Origin of the sequence: Aeromonas sp. R4-3 (assembly GCF_040908275.1) — a bacterium.
Lineage (GTDB): Bacteria > Pseudomonadota > Gammaproteobacteria > Enterobacterales > Aeromonadaceae > Aeromonas > Aeromonas rivipollensis.
This window is the reverse complement of the sequence record NZ_JBFODK010000058.1, coordinates 1-14020: the sequence shown is the minus strand read 5'-3', so window position 1 is coordinate 14020 and position 14020 is coordinate 1. Positions and strand designations below refer to the sequence as shown.

The following is a 14020-nucleotide window of genomic DNA, read 5'->3' as shown; positions in this document are numbered from 1 at the left end:
TCGCGTATCAACTAACTTGAGGAGCTATCATGGCCAATCGTAGCCGCCGTCTGCGTAAGAAACTGCGCGTCGATGAATTCCAGGAAATGGGTTTCGACATCAGTTTCAACTTCCCGGTCGGCACTGCCGAAGAGACCATCGATGCGGTAGTCGATGCGATGATCGATGAGGTTGTTGAACCCCGTAAGCTGGCCTTCGCCGGTTCAGGCCACCTGGCCTGGGAAGGGATGATCTGCACCCAGCAACTGGGCAAGTGCACCGAAGAGGACCGCGCCGTCGTCAAATCCTGGCTGGAAGGCAAGGGGATGGAGGCCGTGGTGGTCACCGAGCTGTTCGATCTCTGGTACGGCGAGCCGGCCTGATATCTGACTGCCTCTCGGGCAGATAGAAAATCCCGCCGCCGGCGGGATTTTTGTCGGTGAGCCTGGCCTCACCTCGTCTCACGTCATGGAATCGTCGATGGTGTTGTCATCCGAATTACTGGCCAGCATCCTGGAAGAGGTGCGCCCGCTGCTCGGGCAGGGCAAGGTGGCCGATTACATTCCCGCGCTGGCGCAGGTGCCGGCGGACAGACTCGGGATCGCTGTCTGCACCGTGGAGGGGGAGCTGTTCACCGCAGGTGACGCCTTCGAGCCCTTCTCCATCCAGAGCATCTCCAAGGCCCTGAGCCTGACGCTGGCGCTCACCCTCTATCAGGAGGAGGAGATCTGGGCCCGGGTGGGCAAGGAGCCCTCCGGTCAGCCGTTCAACTCCCTGGTGCAGCTCGAGTTCGAGCACGGCATTCCCCGCAACCCCTTCATCAATGCCGGCGCCCTGGTGGTGAGCGATCTGCTGGAGACCCGGCTCACCGCCCCGCGCCAACGCACCCTGGAGCTGGTGCGACGCCTCTCTGGCAATCCGGCCATCATGGCGGACCAGGTGGTGGCTCGCTCCGAATATCAGCACGCCGCCCGCAACGCCGCCATCGCCTACCTGATGAAGGCCTACGGCAACTTCGAGAACGAGGTGGACAAGGTGCTGCAGAGCTACTTCAATGCCTGCGCCATCCGCATGAGCTGCGTCGATCTGGCCCGGGCATTCATCTACCTGGCCAACCGCGGCGCGCCGCTCGGCGAAAATACACAGCTGCTGCCTGCCCGTACCACCAAGCAGGTCAACGCCCTGCTCGCCACCTGCGGCCTCTATGACGAGGCTGGCGACTTCGCCTACCGGGTCGGCATGCCGGGCAAGTCCGGGGTGGGGGGTGGCATAATGGCGCTGATCCCCGGCGAACTGACGGTCTGCGTCTGGTCCCCCGAACTCAACAAGGCGGGCAACTCCCTGGCGGGCACGGCGGCGCTGGAGCTGCTGGCCGAGCGCCTCGGCCGCTCCATTTTTTAACTTTGTTCACTATGTATCGAGACAACATCATGAAACGAATGACTGGACTGTGGCGAAGCGGCCTGGCTGCCTTGCTGCTCTGGTGTGCCTGGCCCGCCCTGGCCGCCGAACTGCCCCCTCTTTCCCTGGCCGATGCCAAGGCCAAGCAGGCCGTGATCCTGGATACCCGCCCCAGCTACTTCTATCAGGGCTGGCCCATGGCGGGCGAGAAGCAGGGGGGCCACGTGGCTGGCGCCGAGAACCTCTCCGCCGAGTGGAAATACAGTGACGAAGAGTGGCCCAAGGCGCTCGCGAGCAAAGGGCTGAAGGCCGATCTGCCGGTCGCCCTCTACGGCGCCCCGCGGGAAGTGGCCGAGGTGGCCCGCCTGCTGCGCCAGCAGGGCATCAAGCAACTGTTCGAGCTGCAGGGCTGGCAGAGTGCGCCGCGCGAGCACCTGACCCGCTGGCAGCAACTGGTCTACCCGCTCTGGCTCGCCGATCTGCAGGCAGGCAAGCCGGTGGCCGCCGCTCCCAAGGGGGACTGGAAGGTCTTCGAAGTCGACTGGGGTGCCCCCAAGGCTTATCTGCTGAGCCACATCCCGGGGGCCGGTTACATCGACACCAACCGCCTGGAAGAGGAGCCGCTGTGGAACAAGGTGTCTGACGAAGCCCTCAAGCAGTTGCTGCTGGAGAACGGCATCCGCCACGACACCACCGTCATCCTCTACGGTCGCAACACCATGGCGGCGGCCCGTGCCGCTCACCTGATGATGTACGCCGGGGTGGAAGACGTGCGCCTGCTGGACGGCGGCCTGGATGCCTGGTTCGTGCAGCACCTGCGCACCGAGACCGGCCTGGCCAACAAGTTTGAGCCGGTGAAGGAGTTTGGCGTGGCCATTCCGGCCCACCCCGAGTATTACACCACGCTAAGTCAGGCGAAAGAGTTGCTCAAACAGCCCGATAGCGCCCTGGTCAGCGTGCGCACCTGGGATGAGTTTGTCGGCAACACCTCCGGCTACAGCTACATCAAGCCCAAGGGCGACATCCCAGGGGCCAAGTGGGGTCACGGCGGCGTGGATGCCAACAGCATGAGCGACTTCCACAACCCGGACGGCACAATGAAACCGGCCCGCGAGATCCTCGCCATGTGGGACCAGTGGGACATAGAGCCCACCCAGCAGGCCGCCTTCTACTGCGGCACCGGCTGGCGCGCCTCCGAGGCCTTCTTCTACGCCTGGCTGATGGACTGGAAGCGGATCAGCGTCTACGACGGCGGCTGGTACGAGTGGAGCTCAGACCCCAAGAACCCCACAGTCACAGGTGAGCGCAAGCCGCAGGGCTGATAACGCCAATGCGTTGCCCACTCAAAGGCCGGACCCATGTCCGGCCTTTTTTCATCTGGGTATCCTGGCGCATCCCGCTGTTAACTCGCTGATTCAGCTCGCTGTTCTCATATTTTGGTGACACTCATTCGGGTGAGGGCGCTTGAGCTAGGCTTCAAGAAACATCCTCGTCCTGAGGATGCAGGAGGGAGAAGAGGCGGGCGATGAAACGACTGATGATGGTCCTGATGTGCATGCTGGGGCTGGTGGCGTGCAGCTCTCAATACATCATGAGCACCCGGGACGGGAAGATGATTACCACCGACAGCAAGCCCAAGCTGGATGAAGACACGGGCATGTACCGCTACTACGACGAAGAGGGGCGGGAGATGTTGATCAACAAGGATGACATCACCCAGATCATGGAGCGCTGAGACGCACGACGAGAAGGGCTGCCCGCGGGCAGCCCTTCTGACGTCGGCGAGGCAGCAGAGATCTCAGCCCGTCAGTTCTCCCACCTGGCGGTTCACCTGACCGGCAAACAGCTGGTGGAAGCGGGAACCCGGATTGGCCAGCAGGCTGACCGGGGATCCCTGCTCCACCACAGTGCCAGCCTCCATCACCACCACCTTGTCTACCGACAAGAGCGGTTCCAGATGGTGGGCTATCACCAGATAGCTGGCCTCTGGCCGGTAGCGATAGAGCAGCTCCGCCATCTTGCGCATGCCACCGTGGCTGAGATCCGAGGTGGCTTCGTCCAGCACTATGAGGGGGCGGCGCGACAGCAGGATGCGGGCGATCACCAGCAGTTGGGTCTCGCCGGCGGAGAGCTGCAGCCTGTCGAGATCCTCGTCCAGCCGGCCGGCGCAGCGCTCGGCCAGACCCACCCGGGCCAGCGCCTGCTCCAGCGCGGCGTCGTTCTGCTCGCTCAGGGGGGCGAGATTGGCACGCAGGGTGCCGAAGAAGGTGAGGGGGATCTGGGAGACGGTGTCGTAGAGATCCCGCACCGCCTCCGGCGCCAGGGCAGAGAGCGGCTGATCGCCGTAGTAAATCTCTCCCTGGGAGGCCGGATACATGGCCTGCAGCACCCCGAGCAGGGAGCTCTTGCCCGCCCCTGTGCGGCCACAGACGCCCACCTTCTCGCCGGGGGCCAGCTCGAAGTTGACCCTGTGCAGGGCCCACTGGCTGGCGCCCGGATAGCGCAGCCCCAGGTTGTCGAAGCGCACCGCCGGATGGGGAGTGGCGAGGGCCTCTCCCTCCTGGCGCTCGCTCTCTATCTCGCTGTATTCGCGTACCCGCTCCACCGCGTTCATCACCTGTTCCACTTCGGCGAAGGTACGGATCAGGGAGTTGAGCATGGCCGATGCGGTGAAGGCGTAGGTGATGGCCACGGCCCCCAGCAGCGGGCTGTTGCCAAAGGCCACCATCAGCGCCACTGCTCCCACCAGGGCGGCGGAGAGCAGGGTCTGGTGCATGCCAAGCCAGCGGTTGATGGAGGTGGTGGTGTACCAGCTACGCAGGTTGTTGTCATAGTGATGCAGCACCTGATCCAGGGCGAAGCGCTCGGCCCCGGCCAGACGCAGGGCGGGGGCGCCGCGAATGGTCTCGCTGATGCTGATATAAAGTGGGGAGCGCAGCACCGAGGACTGGCGCCGCAGCTTGAGCTGCACCGCCCGGTAGCGTCGTTGCAGCACGTAGAGCGCCCAGCCCACCAGGGGGGCGATGAGCAGCAGCAGGGGAATGTTGATGCCGATGACCACCACCTGCAGCAGCACAGAGACCAGCATGCCGAACAGTCCCATCAGCATGGACAGCAGCACCTCCTGGGCTTCTCCAAGATCCCGATCGAAACGGTTGAGGATGCGCCCCTGGGGCACCTTGTCGAAGAAAGCCATGGGGGCGCGGCTGATGCGGCCCAGCATGCCGTCGAACAGAGTCCAGGCCAGCTTGAGGCCGAGTTTGTAGTTGATGACCCGCACCACCATGATGCAGACGAGGGAGCCCGCCCCCAGCAGCACATAGATGCCGAGCAGGGTGCTCACATCGCTCACCTCGGCCTTGCCGCCGAGCCAGAGATCCGAGGCGATGCGCAGCCCCTCCTGACCCAGCGTGAGCAGCAGGGCGATCAGGATGGCGCCGGGGGCGGCCAGGCGCTGCCACATGAAGCCAAACAGTCCCCAGTCCACCTTGCCCTCCACCACTTTTTCTTCGCTGAACAGCTCCGCCTCCTGGGGCGCCACCAGAGGGGTGGGCTGCGGGTGCTGGATGAGATCCGCCAGCTGGTGGGCGCCTAGCTCCACCAGGCGGCCCTGCTCGATGCGGATCACCCGATCGCAGTGGGCCAGCACGTCCGGATCATGGCTCACCAGCAGCCGGGTCGGCCCCGGCTTGAAGGCGAGCCCCTGCTCCAGCACCTGGGCCGAGACCATGGGATCCAGCGCCGACAAGGGGTTGTCCAGCAGCAGGATGTCGGCCTCTGCATAGAGGGCGCGGGCCAGGGCGACCCGCTGCTGCTGGCCGCCGGAGAGGCGGGTGCCGAGCTCCCCCACCAGCGTCTGATCCCCGTGGCTCAGCAGCCCCAGATCCGTGGTGAGGGCGCAGGCACCGAGCACCCACTGGTAGCGATCCTCGTGCCAGGGCTGGCCGAACAGTATGTTGTTGCGGATGCTGTCGTTCATCAGCCAGGGTTTATGGCCGAGGTGCGCCACCCGGCCGTTGCGACGGATAACCCCCTCAAAGCCGTTGTCAAAACCGGCGACCAGGTGCAGCAGGCAGCTCTTGCCCGCCCCGGTCGCCCCTGTGATCCCCACCAGCTCCCCCGGTTGTATGCTGAGGCTGACCTCTTGCAGTACAGGTTTTTGCTGGTGCAGGGCGGTGACCTCTTCCAGCACCAGGCTGCCGACGGGCAGGCTGGAGTCGCCGAGATCCCGATGCTGCTCCGGGCCATTCAAGAACTCGCACAGCCGGTTGAAGCCGGTATTGAAGTTGATCAGGGTGCGGATGAGGTAGGGCAGCCGCATCATGGGGATCCGCAGCACGGCGAACAGGGCTATGGTGGTGAACACCTGGGGCAGGGTCAGGCTCTGGCCCGAGGCCAGATAGGTGGTGAAGGTGGCGAGCGTCACCAGCAGCGGGGTGCTCATCATCAGGAAGCTGTTGATGGCATCGAGCTTGAGCACCCGGCCGAGCACCCCCAGCTCCTGCTGGCGCTTGGCGTTGGCCGCCCGGGTGAAGAAGGCGCCGAGGCCGTTCTGGCGCACCAGTCGCAGCTTCTTGATGTATTCCGCCAGTATGCCGTTGCGCTCGTCTTGCTGGCGCTTGAGCTGCTGCTCCTGCTGGTTCATGCGGCGCACCACCCGGGTGGAGAGCAGCAGCAGCAGGGTGAGCACCGCAAAGCCCACCAGGCCGGCGCTGCCCACCTGCCATACCAGCAGGGCTATGGTGCCCGCCAGCTGCAGCGCCATGGTGAGCGGCATGGCGGGGTCGGCCAGGATCCAGGTGATGTCCCACACGTCCCGGTTGATGAGGTTCTGTACCCGGCCACCGGCCCTGTCATCGAAGCTCTTGCCGCCCAGCTTCATCACCTTGGCAAGCAGGGATTCGGCCAGCAGGCGGCGAATGGGCACGTGCATCTTGAGCGCCAGTTGCAGGGAGTGCTCCGCCAGCATGCCGGCGGCGAGCACAGAGGCAAACAGGGCAAAGGCCAGCAGCAGCTTGTGGCCTGTGCTGGCCCCGGCGCCGAGCTGGGTCATGCTGTGGTTGAGCAGCCAGGGGCTGGCCAGGGTGGCCAGCATGCCGATCAGCTGCAACAGGGTGAGCAGGCCGATGCGGCGGCGGTAGTGACGCCAGATAAAGGCCATGATGGGCCAGGGGCGCACCGGCGCAGCGGCGGTGAGCGCGAGGAAGGCGTCGGCCCGCTCGTCGCGCCTGTCTTCCGGCAGCAGGGGGTAGAGATCGTCGAGACCGACCTGGGGCTCGGTCAGCCCCTTGCGTTGCAGCGGGCCCGTCCAGTGATAGAAGAGGCGGCTCAGCCAGCCGGCCGAGATTTCCGGATGATCCAAAGGGTGTCCTTGTTGTTTTGTGTTGCTTCCGACAGGGCGGGGCGGCTCATGGGCCGCCCTCGATATTCTTTTTATGGCGAGCTCGTCGCCCGCGGGGGATCAGCAGCCCCGGTTCAAGCGGATGAGTCTGTCCAGGATCTGCTCGCCGTCGACTCTCAGGCCGTTGTGCTCGTACTCGTTGGTGATCCAGGCGCGGCTGCTGCCAAGGCCCTTGAGGGTATCGCGGCTGTAGTCGAACTCCACGTACATGTCCTCGGCATAGACGGCGCAGGCCACAGGCACCCGGTTTCGGGCCAGTTGCGCCTGGTCGTAGAGGGGGCCCCAATCGGCCTTCTTGGCCAGCAGGTGGGCGGCCTCCTTGAGCGGCATCAGCTCGCGGAACTGCTCGAACATCCAGGGGAAGATCATCTCGCCGGTGAAGGCGAAATCCTTGCCGGGCGCCCAGGCCAGGGCCGGGAACTCGGTTCTGACCCGCTCGGCCGCCCAGTTGCTGGCAGCTCCTTCGCAATAGATGGCCTCATGCAAAATGGCGAACACCGGATTGGTGTTGAACGGTTGCATGGCCTGCACCTTGTAGAGGAAGGCGGGGTTGAGCTTCTCGCCGATGAAGGCATCCTCCAGCAGGTAGTAGAGCTCCTCGAAGGCGCCGCTGGCGCCGAGATCCAGCCCCTGCTGCTGCAACTGCTCCACCGTCAGGCGCTGGCCGTTGGGCAGGCGCACATCGTGGCGGTGCAGGTGATTGGCCAGCCGGTTGGCGATGGCCTGGGCATGGGGGAAGCGGGCGAAGAAGACGCGGTTCTTGTCCGCCACCCTCTGGTAGGTGGCGCGGTAGACCTCGTCCGCCGTGCGGCCGATGGGGGCCACGCCGCCGGTGAGGTAGACCTCGTGCAGGCTGTCCGGGAACAGGGAGAGATAGGTGAGGCTGCAAAAGCCGCCGAAGCTCTGGCCAAGCAGGCTCCAGGGTCGGTCCGGGCTCAGGGTATCGCGAACGTATTCGGCGTCCCGCACTATGCTGTCGGCGCGAAAATGACTGAGGTAGTCGGCCTGCTCCTCCGGGGTGAGCCCTGCCAGCGCCTCGGCGCTGATGGGGGTGGAGTGGCCTGTGCCGCGCTGATCGAGCAGCAGCACCCGAAATTCCTGCAGGGCCCGCTTTATCCAGCCGCCGCTCGCGGTCGGGCGCGGCGCGCCAAAGCCCGGCCCCCCCTGCAGATAGAGCAGCCAGGGCAGCTCATCGTCCAGCCTGTCCTGGCGACAGAGAGTGCGGCCAAACAGGGTGATGCTCTCCTCGTCATCCGGTTTCTGGTGGTCGAGGGGCACGGTGAAGAAGTGTGGCTCGCAATGGATGCCATCCAGCACATAGTGCAAGGGGCTGCTCATCTGGGGTCTCCCTGGGATCGGAAATCGTCGGCCTCATCATAGCCCCGGCTCGCAGACGGGTCACGCCGGTTTTCCCGATAATGAGCGGACCCATGACGAGGCCCTCTCCCAAGTGCCCGGCCGCTTTATTGTTGCGGACCGATTGACCTGGAACTGAACCGGGATCAAGATGAGCGGCCTGCCGAGGAGGGCAGGGGAGCTGGACACAACAGGATGAGGTGGGCTCGATGAAGCCGCGATGGATAAGGTTCAGAAAGAGAAGAAAAGAGACGGATCCTGAGGGCGTGCTGCAGGCGGGGTTGCTGGTATTCAGCGCCACCTGCGGGGCGACCCTGTTGCTGGCGGCCTGCAACGGCGGCTGACAGCCATGAAAGGCCCATCCGGCAGGGTGGGCCTTTTCATTTGCGCCCCTTTCCCGGCAGGGCTGGACCAGCCTGGAGCCCTTGTCTGGTGCGGGTTTGCGGTAGTCTGATACCTGCTGCTATGGTCAATTTACGACGGGATCCACAGAGGGAGGCGATCATGAATAGTCGTGAAAGAGTACTGTCTCATTTGGCCACAGATCACCGGGTTGCAGGATTGACCGCTGGCGAGGCACTGGCCGGTATCAGCCATTCGATGAGTTCGCTTCTGCTGCAACAAGATCAGCATTTCTTCCGCTGCCATGCCGATGACCCTTGCCACGAGGTCGCCCGGGCATGTTCTGCCGGACATGTCTGGCACGGCGACGAGAATCGCTATTAGGGAATGAGGTTTCGGGAAGGGGAGATGCAGAAAGGCCCGCTCAGATGAGCGGGCCTTTCGAATTTGGCTCCTCCTGCTGGACTTGAACCAGCGACATACGGATTAACAGTCCGCCGTTCTACCGACTGAACTAAGGAGGAATTATTGGTGCCCAGAGACGGAATCGAACCGCCGACACGGGGATTTTCAATCCCCTGCTCTACCGACTGAGCTATCTGGGCAACGGCGCGCATTAAACCCTTTCTCGACTGGGGTGTCAACCTTGCAGCCCCAGTTTCTGGCATGTTTTTGCATAGGGTGAACCAAGTGGCGAGATACTGTGCAAGGAGCCCCTGACTCAACACCCGGATCCGGTTGTCGGTAGGTGCTGCTATCGAGGATTTTTCCCTTTATAGAATTACCTTTTCGCTCTCTCACGCATTCGGTTCCTCCAACAAGTCAGCCCATTTTCTGTCAAAAAACGGATGAACTAACCTGCATGTTTTTTGTGCGCTGAAAAGTTACCAGAAATTGACCAGACAGGGTTTGGTGCGTCGATACCGAAGGACCTCCGGTCGCTCAACTTCCGTATCTGCGTTTGAAGAAGAGTGATAACCCCCTACAGCAAGAGCTGTAGGGGAAGTAAATACTTGTGCTCAATGTGGTGTTTTAGCTCATAAAGTGAGCAGGGTGTCGGGGGGGCGGAAAAAAATAAAAATATTTTTCCGCCACAAAATCGGACTCTATTGAGTTTCTTCTTTCTGATTCTTTAGAGGGGGGCAAAAACTGATTTCTACTCTCCGGCTATAGGGGGATTTTGTAAAGCACAAAACATACCATGTGCAGGGTAGTCTGTTTTTATAAGGCATTATCGGATGGTTACGCTCTGGAGCTGGTCTTCCCTTTCGGTTTTTCTTCGTCCAACATTCTTGTCATGAGTCACCACGGTGGGGGCTCTAGATGATAGGAGGTGCGATGCCCGAACAGGCTGTAGCTCCAACTGTAGATAGTGCCAAGTTGGAGGAGTGCAGTTCAAAGCAGCGTGAAAGTAAAGATAAATACGAGCGTTCCCTTACGTGGATTACTTATGCCACTGGTCGCAAGGTTGGTTGTCTTAGTTTCACCAAAAATAAAGTCCGTTATCGGTTAAAAATTGCGAGCACGGACGAATTCAGCGTTAAAGAGATACGTGAACAAGCAAGAAAGCTAAAAGCGGAGTTTGTACTTGATCCAGTAGGATTCAATCAAACCTATCTTTCGAGCTTGTCAGTAGAACAGTTTATACATGATAAATACCTGCCCTCAGTACGAGCAACTCATCGGTCACATAAAACCATCGAGTCTCGCGTAAAGCCCATCGTGGCAGCTTTAGGGCGCAAGCCATTAAACAGAGTAACCCGTTTCGACATCGAGGATTTTCTTACAGAATCAAATAAAACGTGCTCTGTCGCCACGCGGAACCGCTACTTGGCACAGGTAAAGGCCATCATGTCCTTCGCTGTAGAACGTGGCATTCTCAAGTCCTCGCCAGCAGCAGGGATTCCGGCAAAGCATGAAGCTGTTTTGCCACCCAAGGGGTTGCCTGATGAGGTGGTGAATAAGGTGGTCCATCGTTTGATGAAAGACATCGACGATGAAAAAGCTAGGCTTCTGCTGTTCCTGTTTGCAACAGGGTGCCGGCTGGGTGAGGCCCGAGCGCTACAGCTTCAAGATTGTAATCTCAATCGAAAGCTTGCGTATTTGCCCACCAGTAAGTCTGGTCGAGAAAGGCTCATACCACTTAATCATTTCGCGCTGGAGTTGATTCAACTCCAATTCCAGCGCCATGGCACAACCGGTCTGCTCTTTAGAGGCCAGGGTGGTGTCTCTCAGATTTCCGAACCTCGGCGGTATTGGTACCGGGTCTGCAATGATTGCGGACTCTCAGGAGTACGCATGCATGACGCCCGTCATACCGTCGCTACCTCGCTGTTAAACCAAGGTTGCTCGCTGGATGTGCTTCAAAAAGTGCTGGGCCATAGCTCGCCAAAAATGACTGAGCGATATGCCCGCCTCCACGATACCACGCTGGTTAAGGCCGTCAACGAATTACACACCCTGTGGGACCTCCCACGCATCACCTGTTAACAATTTTTTGGAGAATGGGGGAGGAGACTCCCCCATAGATAATTATGCGTAGACCCAGATCTAGTAGTGATAACCCCCCGAGGCGTTTTGACCGTCGTCCAGGGACTCAAGCATCTATTGATAGGATGGCAAGTCAGGGTGTACCGCCGACAGACTCGGTACCGGACTCGGATCAGGAGGCATCAGCGCCAGAATCGCACCCTGCAGTCGCTCCTGACTCGCTGCCGTTACTGGTGGAGAAAACGAACCTTGATGCACACCATGGTGATGCTCATCGAGCGAATATTGCCCCCGATGCTGTGAGCCCAATGTCCGAACAGCACGAATGTTGTCAGCCATACCCCGACAGTGAGACTCAATATGAGCTTTTCGTTCGTCGTGAACTTCTTATGCTGGATCAGTGTTCAGCAGAATACAGGTTGTACAACGAGGGGCGTTGCTCGATTACCCCTGATGGGACTGTGTGTGACCTAGATGGCGTGGTGCTTTCCAGGTCTGAGCCGGAGATGAAAAAACCGGTTCATTCGATAGCTATTCCTGATGGGTTTGCGATGTCCCCGTGGGGGAAATTGGCTAGCGATCATGGCAAGCCAAAAACGATACTCGGTAAGCCATTGCTGCCGGTATCGATACTCCAAGCTGACAGTACAGACATCAGTGGTGTTCGTTTCATGTATCTGGATGAGCGGAAGCAATGCCAGCGCATCGACCTATTATTCGATAGGGTGATTCAGGACTACAAAACAGTGAGGGCTGCGCTATACCGCGCGGGGATTGAATGCCTAGGTGTACGGGAGGAGGGGCTGCTGTCATACATGTCCGCCAGCATCAGTATCCAAAATATCAGCGTGGTCCATCAGCATCTGCAAGCGGGGTTTGTTAGCGAACATCTCTGCTATGTCTGGGTAGGTCGGTCAATTTACAAAACGGGCTATAGTGGTCCTCAGCACGAGCTGCTGTCCGCGCCTGGTGAGCATGACGCTATCCACTCGAAAGGAACGCTGCAGGATTGGCAAAAGAACATTGCGTTGTCTGTCAAAGAGTCACCAACCATGCTCGTTGCAATCATGGCAAATCTATCCAATGTATTCATGAAGTTATCAAATACAGGGACCATGATTTTTCACTTCAATGGTGCAAGCTCTTGTGGCAAAACGACGCTTTTACAAGTGGGGCAGAGTGTGTCAGGCGTGGCATCTGACCCAAGTGCGGGCCCCGCAACGGCGATTGTGAAGTGGGACGGAACAGCTGCTGGGTTCAAAGGCATGTTTCAACAACGAACTGGCATTGGCATTTGTTTGGATGAACTGGGCTCATTGTCTAGTAACGATCCGCTTCAGTTTGCCTATTCGGTGACGGGTGGACAGTCGAGAGTACTTGGCAATTTGAAGGGCACAGGTAATAGGAGCCCATTGGCATCGAATGTTTGTGCTCCCTCTTCGGGGGAGGAATCCTTCAAGGAACTGCTAGAGCGGAGCAAGGCGGGCACTAAAGGGGGGATATTCGTCAGACTGCTGGATATTGAGATGATGGCGGAGGATGTCGCGCTGGCGGGTGAGAGCCTTGAGCTGACTCGTTGCCGGGTGAATGGCCTTAAAGCTGCAACCTCTCAGTACTACGGTACGGCGATGCCTGCATATATTCAGGCGCTGTTGAATATGCCAGACATCGATACCCCTGCTGATTTAGCGGTTATCTTTGCTGCTAAGCGTGAGGAGTGCCAAGAGTGGCTGATGAGTCGCTCGGGATTAGAAAACCCTCCGCCTCTTGCTGCTCGTGGTGCTGGTTGCTTCGCAAACGTCATGGCAGCGGGGCGATTGGCCGTTGAGCTAGGTATTCTGCCGTTTGATGTGGCGTATGCAGATAATGCAGTTTTGGTATGCTTCCGACGGTGGCTCATGTCGATGGACGGCATCATGGATGATGTCACCAGAGAGGCTTATCGGTTATTGGATACGCTCTCCGAGCAACGAAGAAAGATCCACATCGGCAAGCCATCCATGGAAGTGCGGGAGCTATTAGGATTCACGGAAGACGGAAAGCTTTATGTCGAAATGACCCAGCTTCAGAAACTGTTGACAAGCAAGCCGAAGCTGGTCATGAAGTGGCTTCGTGAAAACGGGTACATAGTGCACTATGCTGACGGACGATATGTCAAAGAGATCGTAATAGACAGCCTTCCTGGCAATTATTACGTATTCTCGGTGAACAAGGTATTTCAATTTAGAAGCCCGCTATTTGATGAACGGACTGAGAGCCTCGTCCAACCTTGCAGTACTGGTTCATCAACGGCCCCTGGCTCCCCCGCTCCGAGTTTCACCCGCCGCGCGACGAGCGAGACGGGGTGCGTGATGGTTGAGTCCTCACCAGACATGCCAGAGATATCGGTGGAAGTCGAAAAATTCTAAAAAATGAAAGGGGGCCAGTGCGAACTGGCCCCTTTGCTTTTATGGGATCCGGTGGCAAAAGCAGGCAGCAAGGGGAGGAACGCTTTAGCAGGCCGAGAAGGCCAGGATGATCTTGTTGCGGAGGTTTGGAGGGCGGCGCAGCCAAAACGGCTCATTGGGTCGCTAAACCGCGATACAGGTGCCTCGCCATGCGGAGATTACCCCGGTATTGCTCACTGGTGTGATCTCAGCCTGTGCTGTCGAACGGTCCCCCAAAAAAAAGAGGCCAGTAGAACTGGCCGCTTTGTCGTTACGAGCGTTTCGTGGCAGATATCGCTCACAGGAGTCAACTAATGACCAACTAACATGTACGCGTTGACGTTATCGATACACTTCATATCCGGCAGGAACGCGGTCTTCATTATCGACTTCCTCTCGGGATTCACCGATCACCCGGTTCACCCGATCCCAGAACGTCTGACCATCGGTTTCGGTCAGGCCGTATTCCTGCTTCACCTCGCGCTTTGCGGTGGACTCTTTCATCTGGATCATTTTACTCATGCATCACTCCTTGGATTGCTACTGCTTGATGGTTGACGACAATGCAGAACAGCGGCGACAGGTGGTGTCGCGGCATGTCAGGCGCTGTCGCCAGATGTATAAA

The 14020-nt window shown here is 59.6% G+C and carries 11 protein-coding genes and 2 tRNA genes; 8 read left to right on the top strand and 5 right to left on the bottom strand.

Annotated elements, in window-relative coordinates; all coding sequences use genetic code 11:
- Nucleotides 1–29: 29 nt before the first annotated feature.
- The 4 genes from AB5Y91_RS18515 (at nt 30) to AB5Y91_RS18500 (ending at nt 3115) form a co-directional block, all read left to right on the top strand.
- Entirely contained in the window at nt 30–362 is a 333-nt protein-coding gene (locus AB5Y91_RS18515; protein ID WP_005325222.1) for a YggL family protein, read from the top strand.
- Nucleotides 363–459: 97 nt separating this feature from the next.
- Nucleotides 460–1380 carry a glutaminase B gene (gene glsB / locus AB5Y91_RS18510; protein WP_162627312.1) on the top strand — a complete coding sequence of 307 codons (921 nt, stop codon included), beginning with the start codon at nt 460–462 and terminating at the stop codon, nt 1378–1380.
- A 29-nt stretch (nt 1381–1409) separates the two neighbouring features.
- Nucleotides 1410–2702 (top strand): rhodanese-like domain-containing protein, encoded by a 1293-nt coding sequence (locus tag AB5Y91_RS18505; RefSeq protein ID WP_368170487.1) that lies wholly within the window; start codon nt 1410–1412, stop codon nt 2700–2702.
- A gap of 203 nt (nt 2703–2905) precedes the next feature.
- Nucleotides 2906–3115: a YgdI/YgdR family lipoprotein gene (locus AB5Y91_RS18500; RefSeq protein WP_368170486.1), complete on the top strand. Its 210-nt coding sequence runs from the start codon at nt 2906–2908 to the stop codon at nt 3113–3115.
- Between the two features lie 63 nt (nt 3116–3178).
- Here the strand turns inward: AB5Y91_RS18500 and AB5Y91_RS18495 are convergent, their stop codons facing one another.
- Nucleotides 3179–6742, bottom strand: a complete 3564-nt coding sequence (locus AB5Y91_RS18495; RefSeq protein WP_368170485.1) for an ATP-binding cassette domain-containing protein — start codon at nt 6740–6742, stop codon at nt 3179–3181.
- Nucleotides 6743–6841: 99 nt separating this feature from the next.
- On the bottom strand, nt 6842–8119 hold the full coding sequence (locus AB5Y91_RS18490) for an alpha/beta hydrolase (protein ID WP_368170484.1): 1278 nt from the start codon (nt 8117–8119) through the stop codon (nt 6842–6844).
- Nucleotides 8120–8346: 227 nt separating this feature from the next.
- Between AB5Y91_RS18490 and AB5Y91_RS18485 the strand changes: the two genes are divergently transcribed.
- Together AB5Y91_RS18485 and AB5Y91_RS18480 are read left to right on the top strand one after the other, a co-directional pair.
- Nucleotides 8347–8481, top strand: a complete 135-nt coding sequence (locus tag AB5Y91_RS18485; protein WP_080675077.1) for a hypothetical protein — start codon at nt 8347–8349, stop codon at nt 8479–8481.
- A gap of 160 nt (nt 8482–8641) precedes the next feature.
- Nucleotides 8642–8863: a hypothetical protein gene (locus tag AB5Y91_RS18480; RefSeq protein ID WP_368170483.1), complete on the top strand. Its 222-nt coding sequence runs from the start codon at nt 8642–8644 to the stop codon at nt 8861–8863.
- A gap of 64 nt (nt 8864–8927) precedes the next feature.
- Here the strand turns inward: AB5Y91_RS18480 and AB5Y91_RS18475 are convergent.
- Nucleotides 8928–9003, bottom strand: a tRNA-Asn gene (locus tag AB5Y91_RS18475).
- A gap of 5 nt (nt 9004–9008) precedes the next feature.
- Nucleotides 9009–9084 (bottom strand) — tRNA-Phe (locus AB5Y91_RS18470).
- A 733-nt stretch (nt 9085–9817) separates the two neighbouring features.
- Between AB5Y91_RS18470 and AB5Y91_RS18465 the strand changes: the two genes are divergently transcribed.
- Nucleotides 9818–10969 (top strand): site-specific integrase, encoded by a 1152-nt coding sequence (locus AB5Y91_RS18465; protein ID WP_182951357.1) that lies wholly within the window; start codon nt 9818–9820, stop codon nt 10967–10969.
- 506 nt (nt 10970–11475) lie between these two features.
- Nucleotides 11476–13377: a DUF927 domain-containing protein gene (locus tag AB5Y91_RS18460; RefSeq protein WP_368169955.1), complete on the top strand. Its 1902-nt coding sequence runs from the start codon at nt 11476–11478 to the stop codon at nt 13375–13377.
- 360 nt (nt 13378–13737) lie between these two features.
- Here AB5Y91_RS18460 and AB5Y91_RS18455 read toward each other — a convergent pair whose 3' ends face one another.
- The gene (locus AB5Y91_RS18455) at nt 13738–13917 is read right to left on the bottom strand and encodes a hypothetical protein (protein ID WP_151028097.1); all 180 of its coding nucleotides are present in this window, start codon (nt 13915–13917) and stop codon (nt 13738–13740) included.
- Nucleotides 13918–14020 lie beyond the last annotated feature (103 nt).